The 19,421-nt window shown below is 71.6% G+C and carries 14 protein-coding genes; 12 read left to right on the top strand and 2 right to left on the bottom strand.

Annotated elements, in window-relative coordinates:
* The first annotated feature begins 6 nt into the window (after nucleotides 1-6).
* From J2S43_RS28900 to J2S43_RS28865, 7 genes are all read left to right on the top strand, one after another.
* Nucleotides 7-822, top strand: coding sequence for a GNAT family N-acetyltransferase (locus tag J2S43_RS28900; RefSeq protein ID WP_306834533.1), 816 nt, complete (start codon nucleotides 7-9; stop codon nucleotides 820-822).
* 456 nt (nucleotides 823-1,278) lie between these two features.
* Nucleotides 1,279-2,058: an electron transfer flavoprotein subunit beta/FixA family protein gene (locus J2S43_RS28895; RefSeq protein ID WP_306834532.1), complete on the top strand. Its 780-nt coding sequence runs from the start codon at nucleotides 1,279-1,281 to the stop codon at nucleotides 2,056-2,058.
* Nucleotides 2,059-2,075: 17 nt separating this feature from the next.
* On the top strand, nucleotides 2,076-3,032 hold the full coding sequence (locus J2S43_RS28890; protein ID WP_306834530.1) for an electron transfer flavoprotein subunit alpha/FixB family protein: 957 nt from the start codon (nucleotides 2,076-2,078) through the stop codon (nucleotides 3,030-3,032).
* 206 nt (nucleotides 3,033-3,238) lie between these two features.
* Nucleotides 3,239-4,417 carry a cysteine desulfurase family protein gene (locus J2S43_RS28885; protein ID WP_306834528.1) on the top strand — a complete coding sequence of 393 codons (1,179 nt, stop codon included), beginning with the start codon at nucleotides 3,239-3,241 and terminating at the stop codon, nucleotides 4,415-4,417.
* 102 nt (nucleotides 4,418-4,519) lie between these two features.
* Nucleotides 4,520-5,599: a tRNA 2-thiouridine(34) synthase MnmA gene (mnmA, locus tag J2S43_RS28880; RefSeq protein ID WP_306834526.1), complete on the top strand. Its 1,080-nt coding sequence runs from the start codon at nucleotides 4,520-4,522 to the stop codon at nucleotides 5,597-5,599.
* A 439-nt stretch (nucleotides 5,600-6,038) separates the two neighbouring features.
* Complete coding sequence (locus J2S43_RS28870; RefSeq protein WP_306834523.1) at nucleotides 6,039-7,055, top strand: uroporphyrinogen decarboxylase/cobalamine-independent methonine synthase family protein; 1,017 nt, start codon at nucleotides 6,039-6,041, stop codon at nucleotides 7,053-7,055.
* Nucleotides 7,056-7,099: 44 nt separating this feature from the next.
* The gene (locus J2S43_RS28865; protein ID WP_306834521.1) at nucleotides 7,100-7,894 is read left to right on the top strand and encodes an aminotransferase class IV family protein; all 795 of its coding nucleotides are present in this window, start codon (nucleotides 7,100-7,102) and stop codon (nucleotides 7,892-7,894) included.
* A gap of 559 nt (nucleotides 7,895-8,453) precedes the next feature.
* Here J2S43_RS28865 and J2S43_RS28860 read toward each other — a convergent pair.
* The gene (locus J2S43_RS28860) at nucleotides 8,454-8,732 is read right to left on the bottom strand and encodes a GntR family transcriptional regulator (protein WP_306834519.1); all 279 of its coding nucleotides are present in this window, start codon (nucleotides 8,730-8,732) and stop codon (nucleotides 8,454-8,456) included.
* Between the two features lie 1,056 nt (nucleotides 8,733-9,788).
* On the bottom strand, nucleotides 9,789-10,790 hold the full coding sequence (locus J2S43_RS28855) for a DUF222 domain-containing protein (RefSeq protein ID WP_306834517.1): 1,002 nt from the start codon (nucleotides 10,788-10,790) through the stop codon (nucleotides 9,789-9,791).
* Nucleotides 10,791-10,958: 168 nt separating this feature from the next.
* Here J2S43_RS28855 and ligA point away from each other — a divergent pair, with 168 nt between their 5' ends.
* The 5 genes from ligA to gatB all read left to right on the top strand — a co-directional run bounded on the left by ligA (nucleotide 10,959) and on the right by gatB (nucleotide 19,249).
* The gene (gene ligA / locus J2S43_RS28850; RefSeq protein WP_306834515.1) at nucleotides 10,959-13,130 is read left to right on the top strand and encodes an NAD-dependent DNA ligase LigA; all 2,172 of its coding nucleotides are present in this window, start codon (nucleotides 10,959-10,961) and stop codon (nucleotides 13,128-13,130) included.
* Between the two features lie 201 nt (nucleotides 13,131-13,331).
* On the top strand, nucleotides 13,332-15,740 hold the full coding sequence (locus tag J2S43_RS28845) for a putative bifunctional diguanylate cyclase/phosphodiesterase (protein WP_306834512.1): 2,409 nt from the start codon (nucleotides 13,332-13,334) through the stop codon (nucleotides 15,738-15,740).
* A 128-nt stretch (nucleotides 15,741-15,868) separates the two neighbouring features.
* Entirely contained in the window at nucleotides 15,869-16,168 is a 300-nt protein-coding gene (gene gatC, locus J2S43_RS28840; RefSeq protein WP_306834510.1) for an Asp-tRNA(Asn)/Glu-tRNA(Gln) amidotransferase subunit GatC, read from the top strand.
* 4 nt (nucleotides 16,169-16,172) lie between these two features.
* Nucleotides 16,173-17,648 (top strand): Asp-tRNA(Asn)/Glu-tRNA(Gln) amidotransferase subunit GatA, encoded by a 1,476-nt coding sequence (gene gatA, locus J2S43_RS28835; RefSeq protein ID WP_306834508.1) that lies wholly within the window; start codon nucleotides 16,173-16,175, stop codon nucleotides 17,646-17,648.
* A 95-nt stretch (nucleotides 17,649-17,743) separates the two neighbouring features.
* The gene (gene gatB, locus J2S43_RS28830; RefSeq protein WP_306834507.1) at nucleotides 17,744-19,249 is read left to right on the top strand and encodes an Asp-tRNA(Asn)/Glu-tRNA(Gln) amidotransferase subunit GatB; all 1,506 of its coding nucleotides are present in this window, start codon (nucleotides 17,744-17,746) and stop codon (nucleotides 19,247-19,249) included.
* Nucleotides 19,250-19,421 lie beyond the last annotated feature (172 nt).

Below are 19,421 nucleotides of genomic sequence, written 5' to 3'. Positions count from 1 at the left end.
AACGGCGTGACCACATCTGATCTTGACGCCGCGGCCCTGCTCGCCACGTACGACGCCCAGCTGCGGGCGCACATGCCGGACCCGCTGCCGGGCGGCGCGACGGTCGAGCGGGACGGCCCGCTGGTCCGGCTGCGCGGGCTCGACGAGGGCGGCTTCATCACGTACACCGATCTCGGCGGCCTGGACGGAGCGGAGCTGGACGCGCTGATCGCCCGGCAGACCGCCCTCTTCGCCGAGCTGGGCGAGAGCGTGGAGTGGAAGCTGCACGGCCACGACCTTCCGCGCGACCTGCCCGACCGGCTCGCCGCGGCCGGGTTCGCGCCCGAGGAGCGGGAGACCGTGGTGGCCGGTGCGGTCGCGCCGCTCGCGGCCGCGGTGCCGGTGGTGCCCGAGGGGGTGCGCCTGCGCGAGGTCACCTCCCGCGAGGACCTGGACCGGATCGCCCGGCTCGGCGAGCTCATCTACCCGGGCACGTCCCGGGAGTGGTGGGCGGACGCGATGGAGCGGGAGATCGCGGCGGACCCGCAGTCGGTCACGATCGTGGTGGCGGAGACGGACGACGAGGCGCGCACGCTGGTCTGCGCGGCCTGGATCCGGTACATCGCGGGCACCGCGTTCGGCACGCTGTGGGGCGGCGGCACGCACCCGGAGTTCCGGCGGCGCGGGATCTACAAGGCGCTGGTGGCCTACCGGGCGCGGCTCGCGGACCAGCGCGGGTTCACGCTGCTGCAGGTGGACGCGTCGGACGAGAGCCGGCCGATCCTGGAGCGGCTCGGCTTCACGGCACTGACCACCACCACGCCGTACATCTTCCGGCCCTAGAGGGTTCCGGCTCCGAAGGCTCTAGGCGCTCCAGAGCGCGCGGACGGCGACGCGGACGCACTCGTCGCGGAGCCGTCCGCAGACGCAGCGATGATCGTCAGGCCGTTTCCGCCGGTGATGGCCGAACGAGACCAGGCTGCCGACGAACCACGAGTCCGGTGCCGCGACCGGCCTCATCGGGGCGATTTGCACTGACATATCACGACTCCTCCCGCTGGCTCGACTGTAGCGGGTTCCGGGTGCGCGGGGGTGAGGTGTGTCACTCTCCGTGCCCGTATCCGACAACCTACTAGTAAGTAACATGGGTCGTGGTCAAGTCCACACGCATTGTGGTTGACCCTGGAGAGGCAGCCGGGCAAGCCTGAAACAGCCCCCGGCTCACCCCGGGCTCCGCTTCCGGACGAGAATTCGTTACGTCGGGCGAGAACCGTTTAACAGGAGGGTCGTCGAAGCGCGATGAACATTGTGGTACTGGTCAAGCAGGTACCGGACTCCGGTGCCGAACGGTCTCTGCGTGCCGACGACAACACCGTTGACCGCGGTGCGGCGAGCAACGTCATCAACGAGATGGACGAGTACGCGATCGAGGAGGCACTCCGCCTCACGGAAGCGCACGGCGGCGAGGTCACGGTGCTGACCATGGGCCCGTCCGGCGCCACCGAGTCGATCCGCAAGGCGCTCTCGATGGGCCCGGCCAAGGCCGTGCACATCGTCGACGACGCGCTGCACGGCTCCTGCGCCGTCGCCACCTCCAAGGTGATCGCGACCGCGCTCGGCCGGCTGAACGCGGACGTCGTGCTCTGCGGCTCGGAGTCCACCGACGGCCGCGTCCAGGTGCTCCCGCACATGCTCGCGGAGCGGCTCGGCGTCGCCGCGCTCACCGGCGCGCGCAAGCTCACGGTCGACGGGAACACGCTGACCATCGAACGGCAGACCGACGAGGGGTACGAGGTGGTCACCGCCTCGACGCCGGCCGTCGTCTCCGTGTGGGACACGATCAACGAGCCGCGCTACCCGTCCTTCAAGGGCATCATGGCCGCGAAGAAGAAGCCGGTGGAGACGCTGTCCCTGGCCGACCTGGCGCTCGACGCGTCCGAGGTCGGCTTCGCGGGCGCCACCAGCGCGGTCGTCGAGCACGCGCAGCGCCCGCCGCGCTCCGCCGGTCAGAAGGTCGTCGACGAAGGCGAGGCCGGCGTGAAGCTGGTCGAGTTCCTCGCCACCGAGAAGTTCGTCTGAGAAGGGGGTACCGAGACATGGCAGAGGTTCTCGTCGTCGTCGAGGCATCCGCCTCCGGCGTGAAGAAGGTCACCCTGGAGCTGCTCACGCTCGCGCGGGAGATCGGCACGCCGTCCGCGGTCGTGCTCGGCGGCCCCGGCGCCGCGGAGGCGCTCACCCCCAAGCTCGCGGAGTACGGCGCGGAGAAGATCTACGCCGCGGAGAGCGAGGAGATCGACGGCTACCTGGTCGCGCCGAAGGCGACCGTGGTGGCCGAGCTGGTCAAGCGCGTCTCCCCGGCGGCCGTGCTGCTCGCCTCCAGCCAGGAGGGCAAGGAGATCGCGGCCCGGCTGGCGATCAAGCTGGACAACGGCGTGCTCACCGACGCGGTTGGCCTGGACGCGGACGGCACGGCCACCCAGGTCGCGTTCGCCGGCGCCACCATCGTCAAGTCCAAGGTCACCCGCGGCCTGCCGATCGTGGCGCTCCGGCCGAACTCGCTGACCCCGGCGCCGGCCCCGGCGACCCCGTCGGTCGAGCCGATCCCGGTCACCGCGACCGAGACGGACAAGCTGGCCAAGGTCGTCGAGCGCGTCGCGGAGCAGAAGGGCGCGCGCCCGGAGCTCTCCGAGGCGTCCGTGGTCGTCTCCGGCGGCCGCGGTGTGGGCGGCGCGGACGGCTTCAAGCTGGTCGAGGAGCTGGCCGACCTGCTCGGCGGCGCGGTCGGCGCGTCCCGCGCGGCGGTCGACTCCGGCTTCTACCCGCACCAGTTCCAGGTCGGGCAGACGGGCAAGACCGTGTCGCCGCAGCTCTACATCGCGCTCGGCATCTCCGGCGCGATCCAGCACCGGGCCGGTATGCAGACGTCGAAGACGATCGTCGCGGTGAACAAGGACACCGAGGCGCCGATCTTCGAGCTGGCCGACTACGGCGTGGTGGGTGACCTGAACAAGGTGGTTCCGCAGGCCGCGGACGAGATCCGCAAGCGCAGGTAGATCCGACCGCAGGGGCCGGGTGCACGTCTCGTGGTGTGCCCGGCCCTTACGTATGTCCAGTTCCCGGCCGGGCCCATCCTGCGAAGCCGCGAACTCCCCATCCGTACCGTGGCGGATTTGGGGTTTTGATGGGGTTTGAGCGGCCGCGCTCAGACTGTGGTCGGGGCCGATGGAGTGAGCGGTAAGGACCGGTAGGCTGAGGGACGATGGCCTACCTGGATCACGCCGCGACCACGCCGATGCTCAGCGAGGCGCTCGAGGCATACGTCGCCACGGCCCGCGAGGTCGGCAACGCTTCGTCGTTGCACGCCGCCGGCCGCCACGCACGTCAGCGCGTCGAGGAGTCCCGGGAACGCATCGGTGCCGCGCTCGGCGCCCGGCCCTCCGAGGTCATCTTCACGAGCGGCGGGACCGAGAGCGACAACCTCGCGGTCAAGGGCATGTTCTGGGCGCGGCGCGCGGTCGACGCGGCCCGCACCCGCGTGGTCGCCAGCGGCGTCGAGCACCACGCGATCATGGACTCGGTCGACTGGCTGGTCGCGCACGAGGGCGCGAGCGCGGGCTGGCTCGACGCGGACACGATCGGCCGGATCCGGCCCGCGACGCTCGAGGCCGAACTCGACGCGTTCGGCGACGCGATCGCGATGATCACCGTCATGTGGGCGAACAACGAGGTCGGCACCGTGCAGCCGATAGCGGAGCTGGCCGCGCTCGCGGCCGCGCGCGGCATCCCGTTCCACACCGACGCGGTGCAGGCCGTCGGCCAGGTCCCGGTCGACTTCGGCGCGAGCGGCGCGTCCGCGCTCACCGTCACCGGCCACAAACTCGGCGGCCCGGTCGGCGTCGGCGCGCTGCTGCTCGGCCGGGACGTGTCCGTCACACCGCTGCTGCACGGCGGCGGCCAGGAACGCGACGTCCGCTCCGGCACGCTCGACGCGGCCGGCATCGTCGCGTTCGCGGTCGCGGTCGAGACCGCGGTCAAGAACCAGCAGGAGTACGCCGCGCGCGTCGGCGGGCTCCGCGACCGGCTCGTCGCCGGCGTGCTCGAGCTGGTGCCGGACGCGATCCTGAACGGCGCGGCCGAGGACCGGCTGCCCGGGAACGCGCACTTCTCGTTCCCCGGCTGCGAGGGCGACGCGCTGCTGCTCCTGCTGGACGCCCAGGGCATCGACTGCTCCACCGGCTCGGCCTGCTCGGCCGGCGTCGCGCAGCCGTCACACGTGCTGGTCGCGATGGGCGCGGACGACGACCGTGCCCGCTCGTCGCTGCGGTTCACGCTCGGCCACACCTCGACCCCCGCCGACGTGGACGCGCTGCTCGCCGCGCTCCCCGCCGCGGTCGAACGCGCGCGCCGGGCCGGCGTCATCAAGTCCGTGCTGAGCTGACGCTCCGTCCGGTGCCGGGCGGGCGAACCGTTCCCGGGCGGGCAAACCGTTTCCCGCGCGGCGTACCGTTGATCTGAGGTTTATCCGGGGAGGGTGTTTCACGTGCGTGTTCTCGCGGCGATGTCCGGTGGTGTCGACTCGGCGGTGGCGGCGGCGCGCGCCGTCGAAGCCGGTCACGACGTGACCGGCGTGCACCTGGCGCTCTCCCGCAACCCGCAGACGTTCCGGACCGGCGCGCGCGGCTGCTGCACGATCGAGGACTCCCGGGACGCGCGCCGCGCCGCCGACGTGCTCGGCATCCCGTTCTACGTGTGGGACATGGCCGAGCGCTTCCACGCGGACGTGGTCGACGACTTCGTCGCGGAGTACGCGGCCGGCCGCACGCCCAACCCCTGCCTGCGCTGCAACGAGAAGATCAAGTTCGCCGCCGTGCTGGACCGCGCGATCGCGCTCGGCTTCGACGCGGTCGTCACCGGCCACCACGCCCGCCTCGGCGCCGACGGCCTGCTCCGGCGCAGCGTCGACCTGCCGAAGGACCAGTCGTACGTGCTGGCCGTCCTGAACCGGGCGCAGCTGGACCGGTCGCTCTTCCCGCTCGGCGACTCGACGAAGGCGGACGTGCGCCGCGAGGCGGCCGAGCGCGGCCTGGGCGTCGCGGAGAAGCCGGACTCGCACGACATCTGCTTCATCGCGGACGGCGACACGCGCGGCTTCCTGGAGTCCAAGCTCGGCTCCGCGCCCGGCGACATCGTGGACTCGACGACCGGCGAGGTGGTGGGCGCGCACGGCGGGGCCTACGCCTACACGGTCGGGCAGCGCAAGGGCCTGGGGCTGACGGTCCCGGCCGCGGACGGCCGGCCGCGCTACGTGCTGTCCATCACCCCGAAGACGAACACGGTGACGGTCGGCCCGGCCGCCGCGCTGGCGGTGTCCACCGTGTACGCGGGCCGCCCGGTGTGGACGGGCCTGCCCGATGCGCCGGCGGACACGCTGGAGTGCGTGGTGCAGCTGCGGGCGCACGGCGAGACGTACCCGGCGCGGGTGTCCGTCGCGGACGGCGGGCTGGTGGCGGAACTCTCCGCGCCGGCACGCGGGGTGGCGGCGGGCCAGGCGCTGGTCGTGTACCGGCCGGACCCGGACGGGGACGTCGTGCTGGGATCGGGGACGATCACGCACACCTGAGGCGCGCCGCTCCAGGGCGACCGGGCCTCGGTGCGCGGATGGACGATGCGTGGAGTGCGCTCTCACGCGCCCGGGCTTCGTGTTCTCCGCGCTCCCGCGGCTCCCGGTTCACGCTCGCGACGGGGTGGCGCGGTGACGGCTCGTGCGTGCTTTCCCCCGTGTGGTGGCGGCTCGTGCCCGCTTGCTCCGTGTCGTGGCGACGCACGCCCGCGTATCGGCATATCCAGGTCAAGTGCCCGGTCGGGTGCGTGCCGGTTGCGTCGGCCTCCCGCGCGGCCTGGACCGCGCCGCACGAGTTGTGCCCGAGCACGATGATCAGCGGGTGCGCAGGACGGACAGGTGAGGCTGGTGGAGCGCGGCTCGGCGTACCCGCTGATGGGATTGGGCTTTTGTCGCGCTGCGCGTGGGGTGCGGGATCGGGCTCAGTAGAGTCGGCGGCATGAGTGACGCAGCGGTGTGGCCGTGGCCGGTGGGGGCGGCGACCGGAATCGGGTCGCTGCCGGGGAACGACGTCGCCGAGGCCCAGCGGGTGATCCTGGGGGAACTTCCCGACTTTCCGCATCTGCCCGAACTGCCCGCTCGCGGACCAGGGGCGGACCTCATCGGGCGCGGCGCCGGATTCCTGATCGAGCTGCCGGTCGAGCTGTACGCGGGGCGCTGGCGCGTCGCGTCCCGGCCCGGCAAGGACCTGCGGCGCACACGTGACCTCCTGGAACGCGACGTCGACCAGCTGACGGAGCAGGCGGCGGAGTTCACCGGGCCGGTCAAGGTGCAGGCGGCCGGGCCGTGGACGCTCGCCGCGAGCATCGAGCTGCCGATCGGCGGCCGGCTGCTGCGCGATCACGGTGCGGTCCGCGACCTGACCGCGTCGCTCGCGGAGGGCGTGGCCGCGCACGTCCGGGACGTCTCGGCCCGCCTGCCCGGCGCCACGGTCGTGCTGCAACTGGACGAACCGTCGATGCCGGCCGCGCTGGCCGGCCGGGTGCCCACCGAGAGCGGGCTCGGCACGTACCGGTCGGTCGAGTCGACGCTCGCCGCCGAGCTGCTCCGGCAGGTCGTGGACGCGGCCGGAGTGCCGGTCGTGGTGCACTGCTGCGCGCCGGACGTGCCGCTCGACGTGATCCGCTCGTCCGGTGCCGCCGGTGTCGCGCTGGACCTGTCGCTGGTCGAGCAGCTCGACCCGCTCGGCGAGGCGCTCGACGCGGGCCTGGGTCTGCTGGCCGGTGCCGCGCCCACGCTGCCGTCGTCCGGCTCGGCTGCGGTCTCGTCCGCCGCGATCGCGGACCGGGTGCGGAAGGTCTGGCGGGAACTGGGATTCCCGGCGGCGCAGCTGCCTGCGCAGGTGGTGGTGACGCCGGCGTGCGGGCTGGCCGGCGCGACCCCGGCGTTCGCGCGATCCGTGCTGGCCGCGTGCCGGGACGCCGGACGGCGGTTGCACGAGGATTCGCAGAGCTGACCGTTCCGTTCGGTCCGCTTCGGACGCTCACACGGAGGTACGCGGTGACGGTGGCGGAGATCGACGGTGCCGAGGCGACGGCGGAGCAGCTGCGGTCGCTCGCGCTGGCCGGCTACGGGCACTTCACGTCCCTGCAGGTGCGCGGGGGAGCGGTGCACGGTCTGGCACATCATCTGGAGCGGCTGGACCGGCAGTCCCACGCGCTGTTCGGGCGCGGCCTGGACGGCGCACGGGTGCGCGGCCTGGTGCGCCACGCGCTCGCCGGGACGCCGGATGCCTCGGTGCGGGTGACGGTCTTCTCCGGCGAAGGCCGCCGGCCCGGCCCGGTCGCGCCCGGCGAACTGCACGTGCTGGTCACCGCGGACCCGCCGCTCCCGGCGCAGACGTCGCCGCTGCGGGTGTGCACGGTCGCGTACGAGCGGGACCTGCCCGAGGTGAAGCACGTGGCGACGTTCGGCCTGACCTGGCACTGGCGCCGGGCGCAGGCCCTGGGCTTCGACGACGCGCTCTTCGTCGACCGAAACGGCATGATCAGCGAGGGTACGGTGTGGAACGCCGGCTTCTCCGACGGCGCCCGGGTGATCTGGCCGGATGCCGGGATGCTGCGCGGCGTGTCGATGCGGCTGCTCAAGGACGGCCTCGACCGGCTGGGCGTGCCGTGGGAGGTGCGGCCGGTCCCGGCGGCGGAGGTGTCCCGGTTCCCGTTCGCCTTCTCGAGCAACTCGATCAGTCCGGTCCGGCCGATCGCCGCGATCGACGAGGCGGCGTTCGCGCCGGACGATGCGGCGATCACGCTCCTGAGATCCGCGTACGCGTCGGTGCCGCCCGAGAGTCTGTGATCCGGCCCGGCCGGGCCCGCCGGCTGCCTGTCCGCGGTGTTGGGCTTGTGCGAACCGGCCGGCGAGACCCCTTCGTACTTGTAATAGATCTTCGCCGGCGTGCCGAGCGCCTTCTCCAGCCGGTGCGCCCGGTAGAGCGGGGACGGCCGCCACAGCCGGTAGACGTCGAGCACCTCCTCGGGAATGTCGACGTACCGCTCCGCCGTCACCTCTTGCTCGATCAACGACATCGGGAACAGCGGCGCGAGATCCTCCGGGCCGATCGGCACCAGCGTGCCCGGGTGCAGCACCGGTGGCGGCGCGGACGGCAGATCGGCGACGACGTTGTACCAACGGCGCGGCATCTCCGACTCGTCGAGAAGCACCTTGGTGGCGTTCTGGTCGGTCACTGTTCGTCGCACCCGCCTCGATTCGTGGCACCTGGCCTGCTGCGCCGGTGCTCCCTCCCGCGACGCTAACCCCGAGGAGGCCACCGCAGCCGCAGGCACGACACCACCGGCCGGGCGGCCATCCCAACGGATGATCACCCGGCCGGACGGCCGGCTCGCAACAGGTCGATTCAGTCCTCCGGTGGTTCGCCCGGCTTGTGTCGCACGTACATGGCGTCGCCCTGATAGCCCACGATCAGCTTCTCGAGCTTCAGCATGTTGATCACAAGATTGAGCGTGCCGTACGAGACGCTGTACTCCTCCAGCAGCAGCCGGATGGGCGGCATCTTGTGCCCAGCCGGCAGATCTCCGCTGAGAATCTGCGCCTTGATGGTGGCGTACACCCGATCCTTCTTCGACGTGCCCATGAATTCGTCCAATCTCCTGGCTCGCAATGCCAAGTAGATCACCGAATTCAAATTCTGGTCAATCAAGTCGACGTAGTTGACATAGTCGATGTAGTCGATTAAGCGGCCCTGACATGCTGTTATGCGAGCAAACTCTTGATGTCGTTCGATCCCTGCTCAAGATGGCCTGTCTGGGTTGCGTCCAGTTGGTTCCTAAGCGCCACTACTCGCACCGAATTGCGACAGGGCAACTCGCCGCTTGCGGGTTCGTGGGCTACAGCTCGCCGCTTGGCGGCTCGCGGGCGGCAGCCCGCTGCTTGCGGCTCGGGGTCGCGGCTTTCTGTTGCCGCTACCTGCTCGCCGCTTACTGCCTGGCGCTACTGCTTGCCGCCGGCTGCTCGCTGCTTGCCCGCGTGGCGTCACTCCCCATGTTGCTGGCCGCCTCCGTTGTCGCTTGCCCCTGTTGCTGGTCCGCTGGCTTTGCCGGCTGCCCGTGTGGGGGCTCTGGACGACGCCGGGTTCGGTCGGCCAGTTCCTTCATCCGCGGCGGCTGGCGTGTCCAGATCCTCTCTCGTACCGCAGGAACGCAGTGGTGATGGCACTCGCCTGCGCTGCTGGCCGGCCTGTCGCCCGCTCACGCGCTCGCGAGGGTGACCGGCCAATGTCGACACAAAGAGACTCGAGCAACTAGTCGACATAGTCGATTAAGTGGCCTAGGCTTAAGAGCGTCTCTCCTGGCTCGCAACTAAGGAGAGACCTGAGCCCCGGCGTCGACTCCTCCGAGCGGCGAGACGCCGGGGCTCCCCGTGCGGCTGGGGTGGCACGTAGGGGGCGGCGTGTCGTCTAGGTGGCTTATGTGTCGCCCTGGCGACTAGTGAAGTGGCCTCGCGGCACCGGACTGCCGGGCGGATGGCCTCGGCCCCGGTGCGGCCGGATCGTCCGCTGACTGTGGCTGCTGCCTGGTCTTAGTCGATGCCGAGAGGTGGCGCTTGGTGCGTGCGTGTGGCCGGGCGATTCTGACGAGCGACCTCGTGCCTGCTGTGTCCTCCTTGGTGGAGTGGCGACCACCGCGTACCGGTGGATGGGTTTGGGGTGGTGATGAGGTCGGGTCGGTGAGCCTCAGTGCCGCACGGGCTGGCGAGAGCGGTTGTTCTTGCCGGAGGCGCGTGGCTGGGTCTTCGCGCGCTTGCGGGCGCTGCGACTGGTGGGGTGGGCGTGCGGGCTGTTCAGCGGGATGACCATGCCCGGCGGTGATGGAGCAGGGGCAGGGTCGGGGCGGCGGTCCGGGGCGGGACTCGGGCCCTTGCCGAGGGACAGGCGGCAGACCTCGACGAGCGCGTCGGCGCGGCGTTGGGATGCCGTGCGGGCATCAGGGGTGGCCGAGGACGGGTCGGTGGGGGTGGGTGGGGCGCCGTGCCGGGTGAGTGCGGCTTCGACGACTGCGGCGGATCGGGTGTCCAGGAGGCCGGTCAGGCGCACCCCGTCGCCGTGGGGCGCGGGGGTGACGGACAGGCGGCGGTGGGCGAGCGCCTCGGACCTGGTGGCCTCGCGGTCGGCCCGGGCGGATTCGCGGGCGGGGATGCCGGCCGGGTCCAGGAGGTCGAGGACGCGGTCGCCGGATCGAGACAGCTGCCACGAGTCGAGCCGATCGGCCTCCGCGATGAGTATGCTCTCGGCGGCGTCAGCCCGGGCCGGGTCGATCGTGTCCGGAAGGTCGTGCACGGTGTGCGCGATGGCGCCGGCCTGCTCGGCGTTGACCTCACCGTTTCGCAGTGCCGCGGCGAGCCGTGGGCGGGCGCAGACCTGCCGGGCACGCTTCGCCAGGCGCCGTGCCGCGGGGACCGTGATGTGGAGTTCCTCGGCCAGCCACGTACTCGTACCCGCGCGTCTTTTGATCTTGGATAGGCAACGGATGTCGGCCTGCTGGATAAGATGGAGCAGGATCGCGGTCACCGCCTGCTGAGCGGCGTGGGCCTCGGCGATCGCGGCGAGCACCTCGTCGGCCGGCGCTGCCCAGTTGGGCGTGTTCGCGCAGGTCACGGCCGCCGCACGGAGATCGCGGAGTGCGTCGAGCAGGGACGTCGGATCGATCTGCCCGGGGATGGCGTGGGTGTCGGTCATGGGGACGAATTCTCGTACTGGCGTGTGAATGATCGCAATAAAGTTGATCGATCGGTTTGTAGCGGTTTTCGGCTGTCGAAGGTCGAAAACGTCGGTCCCGGTCGTTACCGTGCTGGAGACGGCCAAGGTGCCGGAGCGGGCGAGATGAGGCGGGCGGGGGACGGGGCGATGGCGGTGGACGAGGTGCGAGGCGACGGCGGCGCGTCGGAGGTCGATGCGAATGCTGAGGTCACGGCCGAGCAGGTCGCGGCCGCGGGTCCGCCGCCCACGGCCGAGGCGAGCCGGCGGCACGCGGAGCTGAGCGCCGAGCTGACGGACCATCAGTATCGGTACTACGTGCTGGACGCGCCGACCATCCCGGACGCCGAGTTCGACACGCTGTTGCGCGAGCTGGAGGCGATCGAACGAGAGTTTCCCGCGCTCAGGACGCCTGACTCGCCCACACAGCGAGTCGGCGGCACGTTCTCGACGCTGTTCACTCCGGTGCTGCATGCGGAGCGGATGATGTCGCTCGACAACGTGTTCAGTAAGGAGCAGCTCGCAAACTGGGTTGAACGGGTCGTGCGGGACGCGGCCGGTCCGGTGCGGTTCATCTGTGAGCTGAAGGTGGACGGTCTCGCCATCAATCTGACCTATGAGAACGGCCGGCTGGCTCGGGCGGCGACCCGCGGCGACGGATATACCGGCGAGGACGTCACGGCCAATGTGCGCACCATTCGCGAAATCCCGGAGCGTCTCCCCGGCGACGACGTGCCGGACCTGATGGAGGTGCGCGGGGAGATCTACTTCCCGGTCGAGGCGTTCGCGGGGCTCAACGCGAGCCTGGTCGAGCAGGGGAAGGCCCCGTTCGCCAATCCGCGCAACGCGGCGGCGGGCAGCCTGCGGCAGAAGGACCCGCGGATCACGGCGTCCCGGCCGCTGCGGATGGTCGTGCACGGGATCGGTGCGCGTGCCGGCTTCCAGCCGGTCAGCCAGTCCGAGGCGTACGCGGCGCTGAAATCCTGGGGGCTGCCGACCAGCGACCGGTGGCGTCTCGTCGATTCGGCCGCGGAGATAGACGCATTCATCGACGAGTACGCGAAGAACCGGCACTCGGTCGAGCACGAGATCGACGGCGTGGTGGTCAAGGCGGACGCGGTCGCCATCCAGGGGCGGCTCGGCTCGACCAGCCGAGCGCCGCGGTGGGCGATCGCGTTCAAGTACCCGCCGGAGGAGGTCACCACGGTCCTGCTCGACATCCAGGTCAACGTGGGCCGCACCGGCCGGGTCACGCCGTTCGCGGTGATGGAGCCGGTGCTGGTAGCGGGCTCGACCGTGGCGCTGGCGACGCTGCACAACGCGCGCGAGGTCGAGCACAAGGGCGTGCTGATCGGCGACACGGTGGTGCTGCGCAAGGCCGGCGACGTGATTCCCGAGGTGCTCGGCCCGGTCCTGGAGAAGCGGCCGGCGGACGCGCGGGCGTTCGTGATGCCCGCGCGTTGCCCGTCGTGCGACGCGGAGCTGGCGCCGGCGAAGGAGTCGGACATCGACATCCGGTGCCCGAACACCCGGTACTGCACCGCGCAGCGGCGCGGGCGGCTGGAGTACCTGGCCAGCCGGGACGTGCTGGACATCGAGGCGCTCGGCAGCAAGTCCGCGGCCGCGCTGATCGAGGACGGCGTGATCCTCGACGAGGGGGACCTTTTCGCGGTCGACGCGGACCGGCTGCTGACGTCACCGTTCTTCGTGAACAAGGACGGCGCGCTCGGCGGCAACGCGCAGAAGCTGCTGGAGAACCTGGCCGAGGCGAAGCGGCGGCAGCTGTGGCGGCTGCTGGTCGCGCTCTCGATCCGGCACGTCGGGCCGAGCGCGGCGAAGGATCTCGCGCGGTCGTTCGGGTCCATCGACGCCATCGCCGTCGCGAGCGTGGATGAGCTCGTCGCGGTCGACGGAGTCGGCAAGACCATCGCGGAGAGCGTGGTCGAGTGGTTCCAGGTCGACTGGCACCGGGAGATCGTCGACAAGTGGCGGTCCTCCGGCGTGGTCCTCTCCGAGGAGCGCGACCTGGACACGCCGCGGCCGTTGGAGTCGCTCACGATCGTGGTCACCGGCACGCTGGCCGGCTTCTCCCGGGACACCGCCAAGGAGGCGATCGAGTCGCGCGGCGGCAAGGTGAGCGGGTCGGTGTCGAAGAAGACCCACTTCGTCGTGGTGGGGGAGAACCCCGGCAGCAAGGCGGACAAGGCGAGCGACCTGAAGGTGCCGATTCTGGACGAGGCCGGCTTCGAGGTACTGCTCGGCGAGGGCCCGGAAGCGGCAGGCGCGGTGGCGGTGAACCGGGAGGAGGAGTCCGTCGAGTAAGGATGATCCGCTGGCCGGATGGTTGCGTCTGCAACGGAGAGTCATTGCAGAAAAGCGCAAGGTGATTGCGGTTGCATGTGACGTATATCAAGTTAGTCACGGCTACGCCCGTTTCATGCCTCGCTGGGTCCGTCGACCTATCGTGAATGCCGTCGACGCAGGCCTACGGGTCGACTGAGGCCTACAACACGGGGAGGTCTCGTGGAGCCCGCATCGCCGCGGAACATGGTGCCAGCAGAACGCGCGGTGCCGTTCCTGAGCTTCGTGTGGGCCGTGATCCTGAGCGCCGCCGCCGCGTCGGTGATGTCGCTGCTCGCGCTCCCCGGACAGGTGGACGAGCTGCCGCTCGCGTTCTGGGTGATGGCAGGCCTCGCCGTGCTGATCGACGCGCGACCGTTCACGCCCGCCGGCCGGCGCAGGCTCGGCGCGGCCATCCTCGCCTCGGTCTGCCTCACGTTCGCGATCATGCTGGGCTGGGGACTCGGCCCGGCGATCGTCGTGCAGGTCGTCGCAGTCGCGGTGTGCGGCGCACGGATGCGCAGCAGCATCTGGCGCACCGGCTTCAACACCGCCCAGCACGTGCTCGCGCTGGGCGCGGCCGCCGCGGTGCTCGCGGCCGGACCGGAGCTGGCGTTCCGGGCCGGCGGCAATCCGTCGTGGACGGACGTGCTCGCGGTCGTCGCGGCCTCGGCGGCGTGGTTCGCGGTCACCTACGGGACCGTCACGGTCGCGGTCTGGCTGCGCTTCGGCGGGCGGTGGCCGGCGATGTTCGTCAGCGGCCTCGGCTTCGAGCTGCTGTCCGCGGGCTCACTGCTCTTCCTGAGCCCGCTGCTGGTCGTCGCGGCGCACCTCAGCGCCGCGCTGATCCCGCTCATCCTGGTCCCGCTCTACGCGGTCTACCGGATGGCGCGGCTCACCACGGCGCACGAGAAGATCTCCCGGCTCGACCCGCTCACCGGCCTCGGCAACCGCAAGGCGCTGCTCACCGAGGTCGCGGACCAGATCGCCGCGCACGTGGAGCGCGCCACCCGCGGCGACGCGGACGGGCACATGGCGCTGCTCCTGCTGGACCTCGACCGATTCAAGCGGGTCAACGACGCGCTCGGCCACGCGGTCGGCGACCGGCTGCTCACCGAGGTCGCCAAGCGGATCGCCACCGTGGTCCGGCCGCCGGCCACGCTCGCGCGCCTCGGCGGCGACGAGTTCGCGGTGCTCGCGCCGCGGCTGGAGGGCACCGCGGCCGCGCGGCGGCTCGCGGCCGAGATCGCCGAGGCGCTGGACGAGCCGGTCCTGCTCGACGGGCTGCCGCTCGACATCGGAGGCTCGATCGGTGTCGCGGTCTACCCCGAGCACGGCACCGACTTCGAGACGCTGATGCGGCACGCGGACGTCGCCATGTACGAGGCGAAGCACCGCGGCGACGCGGTCGCGGTCTACGCCCCGGAGGCCGACCACAACTCGCCGGAACGGCTCAGCCTGCTCGGCGACCTACGTACCGCGCTCGAGGTGACCGGCGGGATGCGCAAGGACGCCGGCGAGCGCGATGGCGCCGGCACGCCGCAACTGCCCGGTGCGGGCGAGATCCGCATGTACTACCAGCCGCAGGTCGCGATCGACACCGGAGAGGTGGTCGGCGTCGAGGCGTTGCTGCGCTGGCGGCACCCGGACCGCGGCATGGTCCACCCGGAGGAGCTGATCAAGGCGGCCGAGCACACCGCCGTGATGCGGCTGCTCACCCGTCGGGTCATCGACGACGTCATCGAGCAGCTCGCGGCGTGGCGGGACGCGGGCCTGCCGATGCGGGCCGCGCTGAACGTCAGCGTTCGGGACCTGCACACCGGTGACGTCGTCGACCAGATCGAGGACCGCCTCCAGCGGTACGGGCTGCCCGCCGACCGCCTTCAGCTGGAGATCACCGAGAGCGCACTGATGGCCGACCCGCGCCGGGTCCTCGTCACGCTGTCCCGGCTCTCCCGGCTCGGGATCGCGATCGCGCTCGACGACTTCGGCACCGGTTACTCGTCCATGCAGCACCTGCGGCGGCTGCCGTTGTCCGAGGTGAAGATCGACCGCTCGTTCGTGCTCGGCATGGCCGAGGACGGTGACGACGCCGCGATCGTCCGCTCCATGATCGAGCTGGCCGGCGCGCTCGGCCTGCGTGTGGTCGCCGAGGGTGTTGAGGACGAGCGGACCTGGCGGATGCTGCACGCGGCCGGCTGCCACGTCGCGCAGGGCTGGTTCTACGGCCGCCCGATGCCGGCCGAGGAGTTCGGTGTCTGGCTGTCCCGCTACCGCCCCCCGGTGCTCCAGGACAACACCCGCACCGAGAACCGCCCGGTGCCCGAGAACCACGCCGACAACCGCCCGGTGCCGGAGAGCCGCCCGGCCCAGGACGGCCCGGCGGACGACCGCCCCGCCGAACCCGGCCCGCATCCGCGGCGCACCGGCCGGCGCGCCACCAACCGGCGCGGGCACCCGTCCGACGGCGTGCCCGAGAGCAGGGCGGAGAGCGTGCTGGAAGGGCTCGGCGACGCGCAGCCCGGCAATTCCGCGAGCTCCGGCCGAGCCATCCGGGGAGTCGCCCGGGCCGGTGCCGAGGGTGACAAATAGACTCGCTCAGGTCACCGACCCGTGCGACGCTGCGCGCAAGCCCGGCCCGCCCGACCCGGCCCGCCCGGCTTCCCGGCGCGACGCCGGTCACAGGTCACCCGAAGAGCGAACTACCAAGGGGGCATCCCATGGCCGCCATCTCCCGCGAGGAGGTCGCGCACCTGGCGCGCCTGTCGCGGCTAGCCGTGACGGAGCAGGAGCTGGACACCTTCGCCGGCCAGCTCGACGTGATCCTGCAGTCGGTCGCCCGGATCGGCGAGGTCGCCGCGACGGACATCCCGCCGACCTCGCACTCGGTGCCGCTGACCAACGTGTTCCGGGACGACGTCGTCGTGCCCGGGCTGTCGCAGGACGCCGCGCTCTCCGGCGCCCCCGACGCCGAGGACGGGCGCTTCCGCGTCCCGCGGATCCTGGATGAGGAGGCCTGAGCCGATGTCGGATCTCACCCGGCTGACCGCGGCCGAGCTGGCCGCCACCATCGCGTCCGGCGACGTCTCCGCGGTCGAGGTGGCCCAGGCGCACCTGGACCGGATCGCCGCCGTCGACGAGCGCGTGCACGCGTTCCTGCACGTCGACACGGAGGGCGCGCTCGCCGCCGCCCGTGACGTGGACGCGAAGCGGGCCGCGGGCGAGGAGCTCGGCCCGCTGGCCGGCGTCCCGGTCGCGGTCAAGGACATCCTCACCACGAAGGGCGTCCCGACCACCGCCGCCTCCAAGATCCTGGAGGGGTGGCGCCCGCCGTACGATGCCACGATCGTCGAGCGGCTGCGCGCCGCCGGCACCGTGATGCTCGGCAAGACCAACATGGACGAGTTCGCGATGGGCTCGTCCACGGAGTACTCGGCCTACGGCCCGACGAACAACCCGTGGGACCTGGGCCGCATCCCCGGCGGTTCCGGCGGCGGCAGCGCCGCGGCCATCGCCGCATACGAGGCACCCCTGGCCATCGGTACGGACACCGGCGGCTCGATCCGGCAGCCCGGCGCGGTGACCGGCACCGTCGGTGCAAAACCGACCTATGGGGGTACGTCCCGGTACGGCCTGATCGCGTTCTCGTCCTCGCTGGACACGCCGGGCCCGTGTGCGCGCACCGTGCACGACGCGGCCCTGCTGCACTCGGTGATCGCCGGCCACGACCCGCGCGACTCGACCTCGATCCCGCAGCAGGTTCCGGACGTGGTCGCGGCCGCGCGGCTCGGCGCCACCGGCGACCTGACCGGCGTGAAGATCGGCCTGGTCACCGAGTTCGGCGGCGAGGGCGCGGAGCCCGGCGTGATGGCGGCGTACCGCGACGCGGTCGAGGCGCTGACCAAGCTCGGTGCCGAGGTCGTCGAGATCTCCTGCCCGCACTTCCAGTACGCGCTGCCCGCCTACTACCTGATCGCGCCGAGCGAGGCCTCGTCGAACCTGGCCCGGTTCGACGGCGTCCGGTTCGGCCTGCGCGCCGGCGACGACGGCAAGCACTCGCTGGAGGAGGTCATGTCGCTGACCCGCGAGGCCGGATTCGGCCCCGAGGTCAAGCGCCGGATCATCCTGGGTACGTACGCGCTCTCGTCCGGCTACTACGACGCCTACTACGGCCAGGCGCAGAAGGTGCGCACGCTCATCACGCGCGACTTCACGTCCGCGTTCGAGCAGGTCGACGTGCTGGTCTCGCCGACCACGCCGTTCGTGGCGTTCCCGTTCGGTTCGCGCACCAGCGACCCGTACCAGATGTACCTGGCCGACCTGTTCACGATCCCGACGAACCTGTACGGCGGGCCGGCGATCTCCGTGCCGTGCGGCCTCTCCGAAGGGCTGCCGGTCGGACTGCAGATCATGGCGCCGACGATGGCCGACGACCGGATGTACCGGGTCGCGGCCGCGCTGGAGTCCACGGTCGGCGTGCTCACGCCGCCGGCGCTGTAAGTCTCGCGGCGGGCGTCTGCCGAGGCGCCCGCCGTACCCCCGCCGCTTGTTGATCTTGATCGCCGCGGAAGCCTGAAGAATCCGGGAGAAAGTTCATGACCACGACCGTGCTGCCGCCGTACGACGACGTCGTCGCGCGCTACGAGCCGGTGATCGGCCTGGAGACGCACGTCGAGCTCGGGACGAACACGAAGATGTTCTGCGGGTGCCCGACCGAGTTCGGCGCGGAGCCCAACACCCAGGTCTGCCCGGTCTGCCTCGGCCTGCCCGGCGCGCTGCCGGCGCCGAACCGCGCCGCGATCGAGGCGACCATCCGGATCGGTCTCGCGCTCAACTGCTCGATCGCCGACTGGTGCCGGTTCGCCCGGAAGAACTACTTCTACCCGGACATGCCGAAGAACTTCCAGACCAGCCAGTACGACGAGCCGCTGTGCGTCGACGGCTACCTCGACGTCGAGGTGGACGGCGAGATGGTGCGCGTCGAGATCGAGCGCGTGCACCTGGAGGAGGACACCGGCAAGACGCTGCACGTCGGCGGCGCGACCGGGCGCATCCACGGCGCGACCGAGTCGCTGGTGGACTACAACCGGGCCGGCATCCCGCTCGTCGAGATCGTCACCAAGCCCATCCCGGGCACCGGGGCCAAGGCGCCGCTGGTCGCGCGCGCCTACGTGACCGAGCTGCGCGACGTGATCCGCTCGCTCAACGTCTCCGACGTGCGCATGGAGCAGGGCTCGATGCGCTGCGACGTCAACACCTCGCTCACGCCCGTGGGCGAGACCGAGTGGGGCACGCGCACCGAGACCAAGAACGTGAACTCGCTGCGCTCGGTCGAGCGGGCCGTGCGCGCCGAGATGATCCGGCAGGCGTCCGTGCTCGACGGCGGCGAGCGGATCTTCCAGGAGACCCGGCACTTCCAGGAGGACACCGGCGACACCCGTCCCGGCCGGTCCAAGGAGGAGGCGACCGACTACCGGTACTTCCCGGAGCCGGACCTGGTGCCCATGGCGCCGGACGCCGCCTGGGTCGCCGAGCTCAAGGCCGCGCTGCCCGAGCCGCCGCGGGTGCACCGCAAGCGGCTCCAGGAGGAATGGGGCCTGACCGACCTGGACATGCAGTCCGTGGTCAACGCGGGCGCGGTCGAGCTGATCGAAGCCACGATCGCGGCCGGCGCGACCGCCGCGGGCGCGCGCAAGTGGTGGCTCGGCGAGCTGGCCAGGCGTGCGAACGAGGAGAGCCTCGACCTCTCCGCGGTCGGCGCCACCCCGGCGCAGGTCGCGGAGCTGCAGCAGCTGGTCGACGAGGGCAAGCTCAACGACAAGCTCGCTCGCGCGGTCCTGGAGGGCGTCGTCGCCGGCGAGGGCTCGCCGCGCGAGATCATGACCGCCCGTGGCCTGGAGGTCGTCTCCGACACCGGCGCGCTCACCGCCGCCGTCGACGAGGCGATCGCCGCCAACCCGGACATCGCCGCCAAGATCCGCGACGGCAAGGTCGCGGCCGCGGGCGCGCTGGTCGGCGCGGTCATGAAGACCACCCGCGGCCAGGCCGACGCCAAGACCGTCCGCGAGCTGATCCTCGCCCGCCTCGGCGCCCAGGGCTGACGCTTTCACGGTCAGAGACGACATGACGGCCCGGCCGGATCCCATCTGGCCGGGCCGAACCATGACCTCGGGTCTCGCCCGAGGTACGGACCGAACACCGCGCTGACGCTCGGCTGCGATGTCGCCGCATCGGCGGCAGGTTCGCCCGCGTCCCGCGACGTCGACCGTCAGT

Origin of the sequence: Catenuloplanes nepalensis (assembly GCF_030811575.1) — a bacterium.
Classification (GTDB): domain Bacteria; phylum Actinomycetota; class Actinomycetes; order Mycobacteriales; family Micromonosporaceae; genus Catenuloplanes; species Catenuloplanes nepalensis.
The sequence above is the reverse complement of the archived record's forward strand: the minus strand, read 5'-3'. Positions and strand labels throughout refer to the sequence as shown.

What these genes read in the sequence shown, in the direction of transcription:
- J2S43_RS28895 (WP_306834532.1), top strand. Translation starts at nt 1,279, where the DNA reads ATGAACATTGTGGTACTGGTCAAGCAGGTACCGGACTCCGGTGCCGAA.
- J2S43_RS28890 (WP_306834530.1), top strand. Translation starts at nt 2,076, where the DNA reads ATGGCAGAGGTTCTCGTCGTCGTCGAGGCATCCGCCTCCGGCGTGAAG.
- J2S43_RS28885 (WP_306834528.1), top strand. Translation starts at nt 3,239, where the DNA reads ATGGCCTACCTGGATCACGCCGCGACCACGCCGATGCTCAGCGAGGCG.
- J2S43_RS28870 (WP_306834523.1), top strand. Translation starts at nt 6,039, where the DNA reads ATGAGTGACGCAGCGGTGTGGCCGTGGCCGGTGGGGGCGGCGACCGGA.
- J2S43_RS28855 (WP_306834517.1), bottom strand. Translation starts at nt 10,790, where the DNA reads ATGACCGACACCCACGCCATCCCCGGGCAGATCGATCCGACGTCCCTG.
- ligA (WP_306834515.1), top strand. Translation starts at nt 10,959, where the DNA reads ATGGCGGTGGACGAGGTGCGAGGCGACGGCGGCGCGTCGGAGGTCGAT.
- gatC (WP_306834510.1), top strand. Translation starts at nt 15,869, where the DNA reads ATGGCCGCCATCTCCCGCGAGGAGGTCGCGCACCTGGCGCGCCTGTCG.
- gatA (WP_306834508.1), top strand. Translation starts at nt 16,173, where the DNA reads ATGTCGGATCTCACCCGGCTGACCGCGGCCGAGCTGGCCGCCACCATC.
- gatB (WP_306834507.1), top strand. Translation starts at nt 17,744, where the DNA reads ATGACCACGACCGTGCTGCCGCCGTACGACGACGTCGTCGCGCGCTAC.